The organism is Brachybacterium sacelli (genome assembly GCF_017876545.1).
Classification (GTDB): Bacteria; Actinomycetota; Actinomycetes; order Actinomycetales; family Dermabacteraceae; genus Brachybacterium; species Brachybacterium sacelli.
Map to the genome: position 1 here is coordinate 423,937 of NZ_JAGIOD010000002.1, position 17,610 is coordinate 441,546.

At 68.5% G+C, this 17,610-nt stretch carries 14 protein-coding genes; 8 read left to right on the forward strand and 6 right to left on the reverse strand.

Translation table 11 applies throughout. The features are described 5' to 3' along the window. Nucleotides 1–199 precede the first annotated feature (199 nt). The 3 genes from JOF43_RS16090 to JOF43_RS22720 all read left to right on the forward strand — a co-directional run bounded on the left by JOF43_RS16090 (nt 200) and on the right by JOF43_RS22720 (nt 3,997). A complete protein-coding gene (locus JOF43_RS16090; protein WP_342592212.1) occupies nt 200–958 on the forward strand; it encodes an isoprenyl transferase in 759 nt (252 codons plus the stop codon). 204 nt (nt 959–1,162) lie between these two features. Further along, entirely contained in the window at nt 1,163–2,623 is a 1,461-nt protein-coding gene (phoH2, locus tag JOF43_RS16095; RefSeq protein ID WP_209903923.1) for an RNA 5'-3' helicase PhoH2, read from the forward strand. 915 nt (nt 2,624–3,538) lie between these two features. Further along, nucleotides 3,539–3,997, forward strand: coding sequence for a hypothetical protein (locus tag JOF43_RS22720; RefSeq protein WP_245354577.1), 459 nt, complete (start codon nt 3,539–3,541; stop codon nt 3,995–3,997). 151 nt (nt 3,998–4,148) lie between these two features. On the opposite strand, the gene JOF43_RS22725 is transcribed toward JOF43_RS22720, so the two are convergent. The 3 genes from JOF43_RS22725 to JOF43_RS16120 form a co-directional block, all read right to left on the reverse strand. Next, the gene (locus JOF43_RS22725; RefSeq protein WP_245354578.1) at nt 4,149–4,805 is read right to left on the reverse strand and encodes an NUDIX domain-containing protein; all 657 of its coding nucleotides are present in this window, start codon (nt 4,803–4,805) and stop codon (nt 4,149–4,151) included. A 376-nt stretch (nt 4,806–5,181) separates the two neighbouring features. Next, nucleotides 5,182–6,597, reverse strand: coding sequence for a class II fumarate hydratase (locus JOF43_RS16115; protein ID WP_209903927.1), 1,416 nt, complete (start codon nt 6,595–6,597; stop codon nt 5,182–5,184). 70 nt (nt 6,598–6,667) lie between these two features. Beyond that, nucleotides 6,668–7,579 carry a carbohydrate kinase family protein gene (locus JOF43_RS16120; protein ID WP_209903928.1) on the reverse strand — a complete coding sequence of 304 codons (912 nt, stop codon included), beginning with the start codon at nt 7,577–7,579 and terminating at the stop codon, nt 6,668–6,670. A gap of 177 nt (nt 7,580–7,756) precedes the next feature. On the opposite strand from JOF43_RS16120, the gene JOF43_RS16125 reads away from it, so the two are divergent. Beyond that, nucleotides 7,757–8,419, forward strand: coding sequence for a DUF4245 domain-containing protein (locus tag JOF43_RS16125; protein WP_209903930.1), 663 nt, complete (start codon nt 7,757–7,759; stop codon nt 8,417–8,419). Between the two features lie 24 nt (nt 8,420–8,443). Here JOF43_RS16125 and JOF43_RS23295 read toward each other — a convergent pair whose 3' ends face one another. Beyond that, nucleotides 8,444–8,776, reverse strand: a complete 333-nt coding sequence (locus tag JOF43_RS23295) for an exodeoxyribonuclease VII small subunit (RefSeq protein ID WP_377782224.1) — start codon at nt 8,774–8,776, stop codon at nt 8,444–8,446. Between the two features lie 57 nt (nt 8,777–8,833). Continuing rightward, nucleotides 8,834–10,132 (reverse strand): exodeoxyribonuclease VII large subunit, encoded by a 1,299-nt coding sequence (xseA, locus tag JOF43_RS16135; protein WP_209903932.1) that lies wholly within the window; start codon nt 10,130–10,132, stop codon nt 8,834–8,836. A gap of 139 nt (nt 10,133–10,271) precedes the next feature. Between xseA and JOF43_RS16140 the strand changes: the two genes are divergently transcribed. Further along, a complete protein-coding gene (locus tag JOF43_RS16140; RefSeq protein WP_342592213.1) occupies nt 10,272–12,269 on the forward strand; it encodes a vWA domain-containing protein in 1,998 nt (665 codons plus the stop codon). 168 nt (nt 12,270–12,437) lie between these two features. Here the strand turns inward: JOF43_RS16140 and JOF43_RS16145 are convergent, their stop codons facing one another. Continuing rightward, on the reverse strand, nt 12,438–13,652 hold the full coding sequence (locus tag JOF43_RS16145; RefSeq protein WP_245354580.1) for a DNA recombination protein RmuC: 1,215 nt from the start codon (nt 13,650–13,652) through the stop codon (nt 12,438–12,440). Nucleotides 13,653–13,823: 171 nt separating this feature from the next. Between JOF43_RS16145 and JOF43_RS16150 the strand changes: the two genes are divergently transcribed. The 3 genes from JOF43_RS16150 (at nt 13,824) to JOF43_RS16160 (ending at nt 17,592) form a co-directional block, all read left to right on the forward strand. After that, nucleotides 13,824–14,474 carry an NAD(P)-dependent oxidoreductase gene (locus JOF43_RS16150; RefSeq protein WP_209903934.1) on the forward strand — a complete coding sequence of 217 codons (651 nt, stop codon included), beginning with the start codon at nt 13,824–13,826 and terminating at the stop codon, nt 14,472–14,474. 90 nt (nt 14,475–14,564) lie between these two features. Further along, a complete protein-coding gene (ychF, locus tag JOF43_RS16155) occupies nt 14,565–15,668 on the forward strand; it encodes a redox-regulated ATPase YchF (RefSeq protein WP_209903936.1) in 1,104 nt (367 codons plus the stop codon). A gap of 94 nt (nt 15,669–15,762) precedes the next feature. Then, the gene (locus JOF43_RS16160; RefSeq protein WP_209903938.1) at nt 15,763–17,592 is read left to right on the forward strand and encodes a DNA methyltransferase; all 1,830 of its coding nucleotides are present in this window, start codon (nt 15,763–15,765) and stop codon (nt 17,590–17,592) included. Nucleotides 17,593–17,610: the final 18 nt, after the last annotated feature.

Below are 17,610 nucleotides of genomic sequence, written 5' to 3' on the forward strand. Positions count from 1 at the left end.
CGCCAGCGTAGGTTCGTGATGCGGCGCTGTGACGATCCGGTGTGGATCCCTCCGGCGCGTCCGGTGCACCCTCCGGCATCGTCGATAATGAGAGAGTGCGGTGAGTGGGTCGGGCCGCACAGCACCGGATCACGGTGCTCGGATGCCCGCGGCGAGTCGCGCACGGGGGAGACACCCGACCCGAGGAGCGGAGGCTGCAGTGGACGACGACGGCCTTCTGTACCGCGTGTACGAGCGCCGGCTCATCAGGGAGCTCGAGGCCTTCGACCTCCCGCAGCACCTCGGCGTCATCGTCGACGGGAACCGACGGTGGGCGAAGGAAGCCGGGGAGACCACCGAGCACGGCCATCGCGTCGGCGCTGCGAAGATCGCGGAGTTCCTCTCCTGGTGCGAGGGCCTGCGGATCCCGCTGGTCACTGTGTGGATGCTGTCCACCGACAACCTCAGCCGCACCCCGGAGGAGCTGGAAGCGCTCTACGAGATCATCACCGCCACCGTCGAGCAGATCGCCGAGGCGGGGTACTGCGTACGGCTGGCCGGAACCGCCGAGGGCCTGCCCGAGGAGGTCCGCGGGGGCATCGCCCGGATCCAGGAGCGGGCCGCGCCGGAGTCGCAGCTGACGGTCAACGTCGCCATCGGCTACGGCGGGCGCGAGGAGATCGTCGACGCCGTCCGGGAGCTGGTGCGCGACCACGGCCAGCGGGGCCGCAGCCCCGAGCAGATCGCGGAGGCGATCAGTGTCGATTCGATCGCCGAACACCTCTACACCCGCGGCCAGCCCGATCCCGACCTCATCATCCGCACCTCGGGGGAGCAGCGGCTCTCCGGTTTCCTGCTCTGGCAGTCGGTGCACTCCGAGTACTGGTTCTGCGAGACCTACTGGCCGGGCTTCCGCCGGGTCGACCTGCTACGTGCGCTGCGCGACTTCTGCCGGCGGGAGCGCCGCTTCGGCGCGTGAGCCGCCCTCCGGCCCACGGCGACTCTCCGTGGCGCAGATCCCTCCCGTCGCGCCCCCGCGGTGGCAGACTGGCCGCACCGGGAGGTCGGCAGAACTCCGGGTGACGATCGGGTGAATGTCGAGCCCGCACACGGCGGGACGCGCCCGAGAGCGGGAGCCGACGGGGCTAAGGTCCAGGCATCCGCGAGATTTCGGGAGGCTCCGATGCATGAGACCACCACTGCCCGCGAGACGATGACCGCCGATCCGGCGCTCACCGGCGCCGGGGCCGGCATCGGCTCCGAGGTGATCGGTGAGGCGAACCCGGACGGTTCGCCCGTGGTGCCGTCGCTGGTGCCCGGGGCCGCCCAGCAGATGCTGGCCGACGTCGAGACCGGGCTGATCACCTACGTGCTGGACACCTCGGTGCTGCTGTCCGACCCGCTGTCGCTGCACCGATTCGCCGAGCACGACATCGTGCTGCCGATCGTGGTGGTCACCGAGCTCGAGGCCAAGCGCCACCACCCCGACCTCGGCTACTTCGCACGCCAGGCCCTGCGCCTCCTCGACGACCTGCGCGAGCTGTACGGGAACCTCTCGGTGCCGCTGCCGATCGGCAAGGACGGCGGCCACGTGCACGTCGAGCTGAACCACATGAGCCCCGCCTCGCTGCCCGACGGTTTCCGACTCGGGGACAACGACACCCGCATCCTCGCCGTCGCGAAGAACCTGCAGCTCGAGGGTCACAACGTCGTGCTGGTCTCCAAGGACCTGCCGATGCGGATCAAGGCCTCGGCCTCGGGGATCCATGCCGAGGAGTACCGGGCCGAGCTCGCCCGCGACCGCGGCTACACCGGGATGGTCACGGCGGGTGTCGACGAGCAGACCATGACCGATCTCTACGACGGTCAGACCGTCGAGATCCCGGAGGTCGCCCACCAGCCCGTCCACACGGGGCTGACCATCACCAGCCCGCGCGGCTCGGCCCTGGGACGCGTGACCCGGGACAAGCAGGTGCGACTGGTCCAGGGCGATCAGACCGCGTTCGGGGTCGCCGGGCGTTCGGCCGAACAGCGCGTGGCGATCGACCTGCTGCAGGACGAGTCGGTCGGCATCGTGTCGCTGGGCGGTCGCGCCGGCACCGGCAAGAGCGCCCTCGCGCTGTGCTCGGGTCTCGAGGCGGTCCTCGAACGTCGCACCCAGCGCAGGATCATGGTGTTCCGTCCGCTGTTCTCCGTCGGCGGCCAGGAGCTCGGCTACCTGCCCGGCGACCAGAGCGAGAAGATGGGCCCCTGGGGGCAGGCCGTGTTCGACACGCTCGGCTCGATGGTCTCCCAGAACGTCATCGACGAGGTGCTCTCGCGCGGCATGCTCGAGGTGCTGCCGCTGACGCACATCCGCGGCCGCTCCCTGCACGACGCCTTCGTGATCGTCGACGAGGCCCAGTCCCTGGAGCGCAACGTGCTACTGACGATGCTCTCCCGCATCGGGCAGAACTCCCGCGTGGTCCTCACCCACGACATCGCCCAGCGCGACAACCTGCGCATCGGCCGCTACGACGGCATCGCCTCGGTGGTCGAGGCGCTCAAGGAGAAGGAGCTGTTCGCGCACGTGACCCTGCAGCGCTCCGAGCGCTCGAAGGTCGCCGAGCTGGTCACCCACGTCCTGGACGAGCCCGTGATCTGACCGCGGCGTCCGCGGGGCGGCTGGCACGGCACGGCACGGCGGAGCTGGTGTTGCCGGCCATGTCCTGAACGGGCCGCTGGTGACGTTAGCTGGCAATATTGCCACTTCGCCTCATCATCGGCCCGTCGGTGCTCGGTGCGGCGCGGCCTGGTGCGGCGGTCCTGGCGGAGGATGGGCGGCACGGTCCAGCCGATGCCGGGGTTGGCGGAGTGGGACATGTCCTGGATGGGCCGCTGGTGATGTGAGCTGGCAGCATCGCCAGGTCGCCTCACCGTCGGCCCGTCGGCACTACGGGAACGGACGGGGCGATCGGCCCAGGCCTGCCGGTGCCGGCAGCACTACGGCGCCGGGAGAGGGCAACGGACGGCGCTGACGGCTCCTCCCCACGTCCCGATCATCCACAATCGTGGCCGTCTCTCCCACCAGACAGCACGGGGATGGTCCGATCGCCGAATGAAGATCCAGGGAGTGATCCTCAAATCAGAGCTGTCAAGGGTCGAGCCGAATCCTCGTCGCCGTCGCGCCTGGCTGCGCGACGGCACGGTTCGTTCTGCGGGGCAGTGGTACGTGACCTCTGAGGCGCCTGACGATCTGGTGGCGCTGCTCGCGCTGGGGGTGCGCCCCACCTGTCTGGAGGCCGCGGCTCTCCATGGTCTGTGGGTTCCGCTCGCGGACGGAGTCCACGCCTACCGCCCCCGAGCCGTGGAGGTCCCGCCTCCGACGCCCCACCTGATACAGATTCGACGTCACGTCGATCCGGAGACGAAAGAGCTGGTGCCGCTCCCGGAGCCCGCCGCCGGCGCACCCCGGCGCAGGCCGCAGCCCCTGGTGCTGCATGGCCCCCGCATGAGGGCGTGGGGAGGAGCCGATCCGGTCCCCGACATCATCCAGGCCCTCGATCACGCGGCACGCTGCATGTCTACCATGAAGGCGGCGATCCTCATCGAGTCCGCGCTCAATCAGGGCAGGCTCAGCAGGGCGGGACTGGAGCAACTTCTCGGGAAGCTCCCGCAGAGGTACCGGTCTCCGCTGTCCCGCGTCCGCTCCGACGCACAGTCCGGCACGGAGACGGCGGTGCGCTGGTGGCTGGAAGAGCGGTGCGTACGGGTCCGCAGCCAGGTGCAACTGGCGCTCGGGATCCGCGTCGATCTGCTGCTGGGCACCAACTGGGTGATCGAGTGCGACAGTCGGCGCTTCCACGACGATCCGGACCAGTACCGAGAGGACCGACGGCGGGATCTGGTGCTGGCTTCCCGCGGGTACCGGGTTACGAGGCTGACCTGGGAGCAGGTCTTTCTGGAGTGGAAGGCGACTGAGCGGATGCTGCAGACGATGCTCCGCCGGCGTGATCACCGTCGTGCGCTGCCCGCGTGAGACGGTGCGCCACGGGAGCGGATGCCGCGGAAGGTCATGTCACACACGGGCCGATGCCGTGACGAGCTGTTGATATCGCCAGCCCGCATCGTCACCGGCCTGTGTGTGACAGGGACCTGGTCGGCTAGGCAACCTACCGTCGTCGGAGCGGTCAGCCGAGCAGTTCGAGACCCTCGAGCGTCGAGTCGCGCAATAGTGTCCTCGCTCCGACGACCTCGACACCCAGGAGACGGCCGTCGGCATCGACATCGAGGATGATCGTGCCTCCGGGTCGCTCGATCACCGTGTTCTCGACGGCCTCGCCGTGCCCGATGTGCGAGACGAGGGAGAAGTACGCCGCGTCAGCCTGTGCATCGAAGGTCGCGGCGCCGTCGTCGAGCAACGTCAGAGGTGCATAGGAAGGGAATTGCTGCAGAGCCTCTACGGCCAGCAGCGAGAGCTGATCGATTGTGCGCCCTGCAGCCAGGACGATCCCATTCACGTCTTCGTCGTCGATGTCGTGGCGGAGATCGCCCTCCACCTGCACTTCGACGATCCTGCCCCGGTGTCGGAGGTCGATCGCGCAGCCTTTGCTATCCGCCGTGACATGGATGTCGAAGGATCGCGGCATCGAACTGCTGAACAGACGGGCGCCTGTCTCCTCGCGGAGCTCACGGGCGAGCGTCTCCGCGGTCGTTTCGCCGGGTTCGGGGGAGCCGCCGGGCAAGTCGAGCAGACCGGTGTAGGGGCCGCGGCTCTTACGGACCAGGACGAGTCTGCCCTGATCCCGCCACAGGCCGTAGATGCCGAAGTGCTGAGTAGTTTCCATCCCAGGATCCCATTCACGACGCGGGCCGGAAGGAATTTTCCGCCACCGCTGGTCGCGGAAGCTGTCTGCGTTGTGGTGGATCACGTCGTGAGGGGTCCGTGTGTCCGGGTGCGCGGTAGCTCTCATGGCGGGCCGCGTCGTGCGATGGCCGTTGGTGCGGTGACCTGGCCATATCGACAGCTCCCCTCACCAGAGGCCTTCCCGCGACACCGCCGGGGCCGGTGCCGGGTAGGACGGCTCATAGTCCGGCGACGGGGCTCCTCCCGGCGACGGGGTGCCCCACCGGCGATGGGACGCCCCGTCGCTGGGGTCGATCTGGAGCTGGGCATCTCAGGGCGTGCCGCGGGGCCAGGCCGAGGTCGGGCCGTGGCCGAGATCAAGCCTTCGGAGCCGTCATCGAGAGCACGTCGAGGGCGGAATCGAGCTGCTGCTCGGTGAGCTCGCCGCGCTCGACGAAGCCCAGCGCGAGGACTGCCTCGCGCACGGAGATGCGCTCGGCCACCGCGTGCTTGGCGATCTTCGCGGCACTCTCGTAGCCGATCAGGCTGTTCAGCGGGGTCACGATCGAGGGGGAGGCCTCGGCGTAGAAGCGGGCCTTCTCCTCGTTCGCGACCAGACCGTCGACCGTCTTGTCGGCCAGCGCCACGCTCGCGTTGGCGAGCAGACGGATCGACTCCAGCAGGCTCGTGCCCATCAGCGGGATCTGCACGTTGAGCTCGAAGGAGCCCTGCGCGCCGCCCCAGGCGACGGCGGCGTCGTTGCCGACGATCTTCGCGCACACCATGAGCACGGCCTCGGGGATCACCGGGTTGACCTTGCCCGGCATGATCGAGGAGCCCGGCTGCAGGTCCGGGATCGCGATCTCGCCCAGACCGGTGTTGGGGCCGGAGCCCATCCAGCGCAGGTCGTTGCAGATCTTGGTGACGGAGACGGCGATCGTGCGCAGCGCTCCGGACATCTCGACGAGACCGTCGCGCGCCGACTGCGCCTCGAAGTGGTTGCGCGCCTCGGTCAGCGGAAGCCCGGTCTGCTCGGCGAGGTTCGCGATGACCTTCTGCGGGAAGCCGGCCGGGGTGTTGATACCGGTGCCCACGGCGGTGCCGCCCTGAGGGACCTCGGCGGTCCGCGGCAGGGCCGCCTCGACCCGCTCGATGCCGTAGCGGATCGCGGCCGCGTAGCCGCCGAACTCCTGGCCGAGGGTGACCGGGGTGGCGTCCATGAGGTGGGTGCGGCCGGACTTCACCACGGCCTTCCACGCCTCGGCCTTGGTCTCCAGTGCCTCGGCGAGGTGGGCGAGGGCGGGCAGCAGCGTCTCGACGACGCCCGCGGTGACCGCGACGTGCACCGAGGTGGGGAACACGTCGTTGGAGGACTGCGAGCAGTTCACGTGATCGTTGGGGTGGACGTCGAGCTCGCCGCCGGAGGCGAGGGTCGCGAGCACCTCGTTCATGTTCATGTTCGAGCTGGTGCCGGAGCCGGTCTGGTACGTGTCCACCGGGAACTGGTCATCGTGCTTGCCGGCGACGACCTCGTCGGCGGCCGCGATGATGGCGCCGGCGATGTCCGCCCCGAGGACGCCCAGCTCGCGGTTGGCGCGTGCCGCGGCCTTCTTCACCTGGGCCAGGGCGTGGATATGCGCGGGCTCCAGGCCCTGTCCGGAGATCGGGAAGTTCTCCACCGCGCGCTGGGTCTGGGCGCGGTACAGGGCCGAGGCGGGCACGCGCACCTCTCCCATGGTGTCGTGCTCGATGCGGTAGCCGTCCTGAGTGGTGTCGGGCGTGGACTGGGACATGGAGAGGCCTCCCTCGGGGTTGCGGTGGCTGGGTGCGGGGTGCAGCGGGTGGGACGGTCGACGGAGCGGATCAGGTGAGCTCGTGGCTCCACGGGGGATTCGCCCCGGCCCGCGAGACGGTGATGGCAGCGAGTGAGGCCGCACGGCGCAGCACGGTCGCGAGGTCGTCCGACGGGATGGCCGCCAGCTGCTCGCGACGGTCCGCGCCCAACAGGCCCTTGGCCGCGAGGGCATCGAGGACGCCGGCGGAGAAGGTGTCCCCGGCGCCGACGGTGTCGACTGCCTTGACGGTCACGGGGGAGACCTGGACCCGGCCGGAGCGGGCGAAGGCGACCGCACCCTCGCCGCCGCGGGTCATGACGGTCAGCGCCGGCCCGTGCGCGAGCCAGGAGGCGACCACGTCCTCGACGTCGTCGGTGCCGTACAGCCAGGCCACGTCCTCGTCGGAGGCCTTGACGACGTCGCTGAGGGCGATGTTCGCCTCGACCCGCTCCCGCACGGCGGCCGGGTCGCCCATCAGGGTGGGGCGGGCATTGGGGTCGTAGCTGATCGTTGCACGATCTCGGGTGCGCCGCAGTACGTCCACGACGGTGGCCGCCCCGGGGACCATCACGGCCGCGAGGGACGAGGTGTGCACGGCATCGACCTGCTCGGGCAGCCCGGAGGGGTCCGGGTCCCACACCAGGTCGAAGGTGTACGTGGCGGCGCCGGTCGGGTCCAGCGTGGCCTGGGCGGTCGAGGTGGGGGCGTCGACCGAGCTGCCGGGGGTGAGCGCGACGCCGGACTCGGCCAGGTGCGCGCGGATCGCCTCGCCGCGGTCGTCGCGGCCGATGCGGGTGAGCAGGTGGGCGGCGTGGCCGAGGCGGCTGAGGGCCACGGCCACGTTCAGGGGGGATCCGCCGGGATGCTCGCGCCGCGCGCCGTCCGCGTCGACGACGATGTCGGTGAGAGCTTCTCCAGCGATGAGGAATGTCGCGGTCACCGCTCGATCATCGCAGGTTTCCCCGGTCAGGGCGAACTCCGAGGACTTCATCGGCCACGGCGGCGCGGATCGCGGGGGATCCGCGTGCTCCCTGGCCCAGGGCCGTGCAGGTATCGCCCGGTGCCCGCGGCACGCACCCTGGGAACGAGACTGCCCGATGGCGAGGACAATGGGGGCATGCACGTGCCCCACGACCAGACCCCGGAGGCGCTCGAGAGCGCGGAGGATCCCGCGACCTCGGAGACCCCGCAGCCGACGGTGGAACCGCGTCCGCAGCCGAAATCCGCCTATGAGCTGCCGTCGAAAAAGAACACGGTGCTGCGCAACATGGTCTGGGCGCTCGCGCTGACCATGGCGGTGGTGGTCGTGGTCGGCATCGCGTTCTTCGGGGTGGGCAGCGACGCAGGGCGGGAGCCGCTGGCGAACTCGGAGCTGGACGTGGCCGCGAGCGCCGAGCGCGCCCAGGACGTCGCGGACTTCCCGGTCGCTGCGCCGGAGCCGGGGGAGGGGTGGACGGAGCGCTCGGCGCGCTTCACGACGGGGGAGTCTGCGCAGTGGACGGTCGAGTACACCTCCCCGAGCGAACATCTGGTGACCCTCACCGAGGAAAGCGAGGTCAGCGCGCCGTTGCTGTCCTCCGTGCTCCCGGGGGCGACGCTCGAGGAGGAGCTCAGCATCGACGGCGCCGACTGCCAGGTGCTCAGCGGCGGCGAGAGCGGGGCGACGAAGCGCGGCATCTCCTGCCAGGGCGAGGAATTCGGCCTGCTCGTGCACGGTGCGACGGACCGCGAGGAGCTCCAGGCCCTGATGGAGCGGGCACTCGCCGGCGTGCGGGAGTGAGACATGCGGGAGTGACCCGCGCGGTCACTCTCCCTGTCGGCGCGCGCTGACGGCCTCGTCGAGACGCTCGCGCGCCCCGTCGAGCCACTGCTGGCAGCGACGGGCGAGCATCTCCCCGCGCTCCCAGAGACCGATCGAGTCCTCGAGCCCGCCCTGCCCCGACTCCAGGCGGCGCACCACCTCGACCAGCTGGTCCCGCGCGGCCTCGTAGGACAGCGCGGCGATGTCCGGAGGCAGCTGGACGTCCTCGGTCGGGGTGACCTCGGGCGCCTGCGCGGCGGCGTCCTCGACGACGTCGGCAGGATCCGCTGCGTCAGCCGCATCGGCGGGTGAGCTCTCGGCGGGGGACTGGGTCATGACGACTCCTCGGGTGGGGCGGACGGTCGGGGGCGGGAACGGAGATGGGTCGAGCCCTCAGGCGGCCGGAGGTATGTATGGGTCCGTCTCGGTGCGCTCGACGCCGAAGCGGCCGCCGGCCACCCGGACCGAGAGCGCCTCGCCCACGGAGGTGGCCTCGGGGGCGCGCACGATCGTCCCGTCCGGGCTCTGCACCACGGCGTAGCCCCGCTCGAGAGTGGCCAGCGGGCTGAGGGAGCGCACCTGGCGGCCGAGATGGTCGACCTCGTCGGCCGCCCGATCCAGGCGGGCCCCGACCAGGGTGCGAGCCAGGGCGATCCGGGAACGGATCTCGTCGGCACGGCCGGCCAGGATGGTGGAGGGGTCCTCCAGCACGGGCCGGGAGCGCAACGCGTCCAGCCCGGACTGCTCGCGCTCCAGACGGGCGCGGATCGCCGATCGCAGCCGAGTGCGTCCCAGGTCCAGCTGTTCCAGCTCGGCCTGGATGTCCGGCACCACCCGCTTGGCGGCGTCGGTGGGGGTGGAGGCGCGCACGTCGGCCGCGAGATCGATCAGCGGGGTGTCCACCTCGTGGCCGATCGCGGAGACGATCGGGGTGCGGGCGCCGACGACCAGGCGGGTCAGCTGCTCGTCGGAGAAGGGCAGCAGGTCCTCGAGGGAGCCGCCGCCGCGGGAGACGATGATGACGTCGACGTCCTCGCGCTCGTCGAGCTCACGCAATGCGGCGGAGACCTCCCGCACCGCCTTGTTCCCCTGCACCGCGACCTCGCGGATCTCGAACTGCACGGCCGGCCAGCGGCGACGGGCATTGACGACCACGTCACGCTCGGCCGCCGATTCGCGTCCGCAGATCAGCCCCACCGCTCGCGGCAGGAACGGCAACGGCTGCTTGCGGGAGGCCTCGAACAGACCCTCCGCGGTCAGCACCCGCTTGAGCTGCTCGAGTCGGGCCAGCAGCTCACCGAGTCCGACCGGACGGATGTCGTCGGCCTCGAGCTGCAGACTGCCCCGCTTGGTCCAGAAGGTGGGCTTGGCGTGGACCACCACGCGCGCGCCCGGGACCGGTTCGATCGACAGGCCGCGCAGCACGTACTCACGCACCGGCACCGAGAAGGACATGTCCACGTCCACGTCCCGCAGCGTCATGAAGGACAGCCCTGCGCCGGGGCGCCGATTGAACTGCACGATCTCGCCCTCGACCCACAGCGGCGACATGCGGGCGACGTACTCACCGACCTTCACCGACAACTGTCGCAGCGGCCACGGATTCTCCGCCGTGGTCCCAGCGGCGGTCGGAGCCGGTGCCGGACGCGGCGTCCCGCCGTCGGTGTCCTGCTCGGACGTGCTCTCGGTCATGGGCACCACTGTGGCACGACGGGCGGACACCTCGCGCGTCCTCCCCGGATTGGGGACGGAGCCTTCCTGGGGAGGGCGGGTCCGTCCCGAGGTCGGCGGTGGGCCTGCGGGGGGCGGGGGATATCGGCATGATGGGCGCGTGAGCTCCCACACGCTGACCCGTCCACCGGTCGTCGCCTTCCTCGTGATCATGCTGGCGTCCCTCATCGCCCTCGCGCCCCTAGGGCTGCCGCGGGCGCACGCCGAAGGGTTCAACACCGGTCGTACTGCTCCGTCGATGCTGGTCATGGACGGCTCCGGGTCGATGTCCGCCGAGGATGTGGGCGGGCGCAGCCGGATGGAGGTCGCCAAGGAGGCGCTCACCACCCTCGTGCCGATGCTGCCCGAGGACGCGAACGTGGGACTGATGACCTACGGCAACTCGGATCCGGCGACGGCCGCGGATCAGGAGGCCGCCTGCCAGGACGTGAAGACGCTGGTGGAGCCCGACGGGCTGGACCGTGACGGGCTGCTCGAGGCGATCAGCGGGGTGAAGCCCTCGGGATACACCCCGATCGGGCTGTCCTTGCAGAAAGCCGCCGGCGCTCTCCCCGAGGCCGAGATGCGCTCCATCGTCCTGGTCTCCGACGGGATCGACGAGTGCGGCGGTCCGCCTCCGTGCGAGGTCGCCGCCGATCTGGCCGCGGCGCATCCCGAGCTGCGCATCCACACCATCGGCTTCAAGGCCGAACAAGATGCCCGCGACCAGCTGGCCTGCATCGCCGAGGCCACGGGCGGCACTTTCGCCGACGCCACCGACGCGGAGACCCTGCGCGATGAGCTGCTGGTGAAGATGACCCGCGCGATCCAGGGGTACGCCTCGCAGGGAAGCCCCATCACCGGCGGCACGACGCCCGAAGAGGCCGTGGACCTCACCCCGGGCTCCTACCTGGACGTGCTGGAGCACGGCAGCGCCGGCATCGACGACGGCGAGGGCTTCTCGCGCTACTACCGGCTGCAGATCGCACCCGGGGAGGTCGCGCACCTGTCGGCGACGATGATCCTGCCCGGCGGTGAGGGCGCCGACAACAAGCTCGCCCAGCTCCAGCTGCGCACGATGAGCCCTGACGGCGTGGACTGCCGCATCGGTGAGGTCAACGCCCGCGCCGAGGCCGATCTGGGCAAGGGGCCGATCACGGCGACGATCGCGACCCCGCGCATGGGGGCGACGGAGAACCTCTCCTGCTTCGGGGAGGACTCCGACGGCGCGGTGATCCTCGAGGTCGAGCGCACCGGAAGCCCCTCGCAGGAGGAGGCGGTGCCGGTCGAGGTGCAGTTCTTCGCCGAGGAGGCGGTGGACCTCGACGGAATGCCGCCGGCCATGCAACATGTGAGCCCGCTGGATCCGCTGCCGGCTCCGACCGATGGCGCGCAGATCCAGCCGGCGTTCTCCTTCGCCTCCGCGCTCCCGGCGACCGACGGACCGATGCGGGGCACGATCATTCCTGGTGAGGTGCAGTTCTTCCGCGTCCCCGTCCAATACGGCCAGCAGGTGCGCAGCGCCCTGACACTGGGGGACTTCGAGACCCCGGAGGGGATGGAGCTGACGCTGCAGGCCACGCTCCTCTCCCCGCTGCGGGACGGGGTCTACTCGACCCTCCCACCGCTGACCGATCCCGACCCGTCGGGGTTCTCCGAGCCCGCGACGCCCGGCGCGACCATGCAGCTGAACCAGGCCACCCCCGTCCAGTTCCGCAACCGGGACGAAGGCGGGACGGCGGCGAGAACGTCGTTCCTGGCCGGTGATTACTATCTGCAGCTCGCCGTGGTGCCCTCCAGCTACTCGGCCGACCGGCTGTTCGAGGTGCCCTATGTGATCGATCTCGAAGCGTCCGGCGAGGTCGGGAAGGGGCCGGAGCTGACCGGTCAGGGGGCCGCCTCGGCCGAGGACCGTACGGCGGAGGACCCAGGTGCGGCCTCGCCGTCGGACGGCGGTGGAGCGACGGTGCCCGAGCTGGAGGATCCGCCGAGCGAGGCGGATACCGCCGGATTCCACCTGCCGGCCGTCGCCTGGGTGGCGATCGGAGGAGCGGGCGGCGGCATCGCGCTCGGCGCCCTCACGATCGGGGCCGTGGAGCTGGTGCGCCGGCTGCGGTGATCTCGACCCGCGGCAGGGGCTCCGGGCCGGCGAAGCCCTGTCGGCTCCGGCTGTTCGATCTCGCGCCGCCGGCCCCGCTCGCGGAGCCGCCGAATTGTTCGGACCGCCGAACTGACCGATCGGTGGCATCCGTGCCCGGAGCGTTCCCGCGGGAACGTCGTCGTGTTGTCAGACTGCGCGGTCCTCGAACCCCGTGTGTCGTCCCCGGTTCTCCGTCGACCCGGCGAGATCGGCGATCTCCGTCTCCTCCAGGGTGCGGGAACGCCGGGTGAGCTGGTCGACCTCGTCGACGGGCGTACCCGCCAGGCCGAGGTCCTCGAAGCGCCGTGCGGTCACCATCACCCGCGACTGCAGGGAGCCGACCGCCTCGTTGAAGGCGGCGACGGAGGAGTCCAGGGAACGCCCCACCTTGCCCAGGTGAGAGGTGAAGGTGCCCAGGCGGTGGTGCAGCTCGCGGCCCGCATCGAGGACTGCCCGGGCGTCACGGTTCAGAGCATCGGTGCGCCAGGTGTGGGCGACGGTGCGCAGCAGCGCGACCAGGGTCGCGGGGGAGGCGATCACGACGTCCTTGCCGAAGGCGTCCTCCAGCAGCGCCGGGTCCGTCTCCAGCGCGGCGGCCAGCACGCCGTCACTGGGCACGAACAGCACGGTGAACTCGGGGGTGTCCCCGAGCGACTTCCAGTACGCCTTCGAGGAGACGACGCCGACGTGGTGGCGCAGTGCCTTCGCATGCGCGGTCCGTCGGGTCGCGGCGCGCGCCGCGTCGGTCTCCTCCGTGGCGTCGAGGTAGGCATCCATCGGGGCTTTCGCGTCGATGACCACGTGCCGGTCCCCGGCCAGGTGCACGACGAGATCCGGGCGCTGGCCGGCGTTCCCGTCGGCCCGGGTGCCGGGCAGCTGCTCGGTGAAGTCGACGTGCTCGAGCATGCCCGCGGCCTCGACGATCCGGCGCAGCTGCACCTCGCCCCAGCGCCCCCGGGCCGTGGGCGCGCGCAGCGCAGCGGTGAGCGCACTGGTGCCGGCCTCCAGGGACTGGGCACGCTGGGACAGTTGGGTGAGATGGGAGCGCAGCGCCCCCTCGGCCTCCCCGCGGGCAGCCTCGGAGCGGGCCAGGGATCGCTCGAGGTGGGAGAGGGTCGCGGTGATGGGCGCGAGCGTGCGCTGCAGCTCCGCCGCGCGCTCCTCCTCGGCAGCGTCCCGGCGCGACACGTCCCGCTCGTGCCGTTCGTCGGCCAGGCGCAACAGCCGGTCGGCGGCGACGGAGTCGGCACGATGACCCTGCTCGAGAGAGCGGGCCTGTTCACGGGTGAGCAGCCAGGTCACCACGGCGCCGAGGGCCGCCCCCAGCACGAGTCCCAGCAGAAGCATCGGTGTACCGCTCATGGCTTCAGGACACCACGGGGGTGTGACACGCGAGCGGCACCACGCCCGCCCGGCGTGGACCTTGACGCCACAGTCCCGCGGGTCATACATTATTCAATGTTCAAGCAGTTCATCGGGTCGGCAGATCGAGCATCGGCCGACGGCGCCAGGGGGCGCGGGAAGGGAGCGGGCATGGCACGCATCGTGGTTCTCGGGGGCACCGGATACGCCGGCGGCCACCTCGTCGCGACGGCCGTGACGCGAGGCCACGACGTCCTCGCCGTCAGCCGTACCGCTCCCGCGGAGCCTGTCGAAGGTGCTTCCTACCGCACCGCCGACGTCCGTGACGAGACCGCCCTGGCGGCCCTGCTGGAGGGGGCCGACGTCGCCGTCTCCGCCCTCTCTCCGCGCGGTGACATGGCAGATCCCGACCTCTTCCGCGGCATCGAGTCGACCCTGGCCCGCCTCGCCCGGTCGGAGGGCGTGCGCCTCGGCGTGATCGGCGGCGCCGGCTCGCTGCTGGTCGCCGAGGGTGGACCGAAGCTCGTCGACACCCCGGATTTCCCGTCGGAGTTCGCCCAGGAGCCGCGGATCCTCGATGCCGTGCTGGAGGACCTGCGGTCCTCGGACGAGGGCCTGGAGTGGTTCTTCGTCAGCCCCGCCGGCGGCTTCGGTGACTTCGCCCCCGGCGAGGCGACCGGCACCTACCGCCTCGGCGGGGACGTGCTACTGACCGATGACGAGGGGAAGTCCTACATCTCCGGCCAGGATCTCGCCCTCGCGATCATCGACGAGGTCGAGGAGCCCGCGCATCGTCGTCGTCGCTTCACCGTCGCGTACTGATTCCTCTCAGCGGTACCGCGGAGATCTGAGACCAGCGGCTCACCCTCTGGATCCCCGGCGCCCCGGAACGGCCCCGTAGAATCTCCTCCCGTGGCTCTTACTATCGGAATCGTCGGGCTGCCCAACGTCGGCAAGTCCACCCTGTTCAACGCCCTCACCCGCGCCGAGGTCCTCGCCGCGAACTACCCGTTCGCGACCATCGACCCCAACGTCGGCGTGGTGCCGCTGCCCGACCCTCGGCTCGGTCAGCTCTCGGGCATCTTCGACAGCGAGAAGCTGGTCCCGGCGACCGTCTCCTTCGTGGACATCGCCGGCATCGTCAAGGGCGCCAGCGAGGGAGAGGGACTGGGCAACAAGTTCCTCGCCAACATCCGCGAGGCCGAGGCCATCTGCCAGGTCACCCGTGCCTTCTCCGACCCCGACGTGACCCGTGTGGACGGATCGGTCGACGCGGCCGGGGACATGGAGACCATCACCACCGAGCTGATCCTCGCCGATCTCCAGACCATCGAGAACTCGATGCAGCGCCTGGAGAAGGAGACCAAGCGCGGACTGCTCGAGCCCTCCGTGCTGGAGAACGTCACCACGGCGAAGGCACTGCTCGAGACCGGAAAGACCCTGTACCAAGGGGCCGAGGCCGCGGGGATCGACGTCGCCGAACTGCGCGAGCTGCAGCTGATGACCGCCAAGCCCTTCATCTACGTCTTCAACACCGACGAGGACGGCCTCGCCGACACCGCGATGCAGGAGCGGATGCGAGCACTGGTCGCCCCCGCCGAGGCGATCTTCCTGGACGCCAAGTTCGAGGCCGAGCTCATCGAACTCGACGCCGAGGAGGCCGCGGAGATGCTCGAGTCCACCGGGCAGGAGGAGTCAGGTCTGGACCAGCTGGCCCGAGTCGGCTTCGACACGCTCGGCCTGCAGACCTATCTCACCGCCGGCCCCAAGGAGGCGCGCGCCTGGACCATCCCCAAGGGCGCGACCGCACCGCAGGCCGCCGGCGTCATCCATAGCGACTTCGAGCGCGGCTTCATCAAGGCCGAGATCGTCTCCTTTGACCAGCTGCTGGATGCCGGCTCGATGGCAGAGGCGAAGGCGCGGGGCAAGGTGCGCATGGAGGGCAAGGAGTACGTCATGCGCGATGGCGACGTGGTGGAGTTCAGGACGGGACTTACGTCTGGGGGTAAGAAATGAAGCCCTACGATCTAAAGCCGATTATGGGCCACGATTCAAATGCATTTGGTCATGGGAGCTACCGTCGTTCCGGCCAAGTGAGAGGAAAGGGTGAATGATGACGTTCCTGCAAGAGCTGGAGGCTGTGCTCCATAATGATGAACGTTTCGTCTCGCAAGATGGCCAGTTACTTAAGCCCCGCATTCAAGATGCTATAACTCGTCTAGACTCCGACCTCCTCCGTGCGTTGCTAGCGTCAACCTCCCTAAGATCCTATTTCTTCAAAGACGTCGATGGCATCACGGTCTTCGACCAGGAGAAGTTCATGTGGGTCGTCAACTCCAAAGAGTTCCTGCCCGACAGCTACACGAGCTACCGCAACAAGATAGGACTCTCCGCCAACGACCACGACCTCCTCACTTCGTCAAACGAAGTCTCCCTTGTCTGGCCATACAAGGATTGCGTACTCGAAGGCGGTCAAGACAAAGAAGACGAAAAGCGCGACGAAGTCTTCTACAACGAGACGCTTGCACCCGACGAAGTAGGCAGACTCCTAGCGCCCAAGGTCTTCAGCAACGCCATCAGGTACACCGCAGAAGGAGAAGAACGCGTCACGGAGTTCGACGAGCACGACAATCTTCTCATCAAAGGCAACAACCTGCTCGCCCTGAGCTCACTGCTGGAACGATACGAAGGCCAGATCAAATGTATTTATATTGACCCCCCATACAACACTGGAAGCGATGGGTTTAACTACAACGACCAGTTCAATCATTCAACATGGCTCGCATTTATAAAGAATCGCTTGTCGCTTGCTCGGCGACTGCTAGCTGACGATGGCGTAATTTTCCTTAGTCTTGATGACAAGGAAGCGCACTATTGCAAAGTTCTCATGGATGAGGTTTTTGGTCGGGAAAACTTTGTGGCTGATATTTCCCATAAGGCGCGATCTTCCGTCTCCAACGACAAAGTTATTTCAGTGAGCCACAATCATCTGCTAATGTTCGCGCGGAACGAACGGCGAATCTATACCCAGCGAGAGAAGTATGGAGTAGCGAAAGATACTTCCACCTTCACCCTGAAGGACGACCGTGGTTATTACAAGCTCGTGCCAGTTGATGGCCCCGGAGGTGCGCGAAAAGGTAACCCCTACTACGAATTCCTAGGGGTGGAGGGCTACTGGAGGTTCTCCAAGGAAACGATGCAAGAAATGTACGACAATGGGCTGATCGTCAAACAAGGTAAATCGCTTCAGCAGAAGTACTACAAGTCAAAGGCAGAGGGGCAGCGGCAAACTATTACAACCTGGTGGGATGAAGGTTTGCTGACTTCAAGTGCTAGCTCGGAGTTGAAGAACAAGCTGGATCTGCAGTTTAGTAACCCAAAAAACGAAGCCCTGCTTGAGCTGGTTCTAGAATTCGCCACCCAAAGTGGAGATCTGGTTCTCGACTTTTTCCTTGGTTCTGGGACTACTGCTGCGGTGGCTCATAAGATGGGGCGTCGCTATATCGGTGTCGAGCAGATGGATTATGTCTCGTCTGTGACGGTTCCGCGTTTGCAGAAAGTCATTGCTGGGGAGCAAGGCGGTGTCTCGAAGACTCAGGAATGGGAGGGTGGTGGCTCGTTCGTCTACGTCGAGCTTGCCGAGCAGGGCGAGAAGTTGATGCGCGAGCTGCAGGATGCGACAACTTCGGACGAGGTTCAGGTTGTGCTTGATCGGGCAACCGAACGCGGACTGTTGCGGCCGTCTGTCCTACCTGAGCAGTTAGCGACTTCCTCATCGGAGTTTGAACAGCTGTCCCTCGATGACCAGAAGCGGACTGTTGCTGACCTGATTGACAAGAACCGGCTGTACATTAACGCTTCAGATGTTGAAGACACTGACCTTGGATTGTCGGAGGCTGACATCGCGTTCACGAAGTCCTTCTACCAGAAGGGCGAATGATGAGCACCCCATCTAACC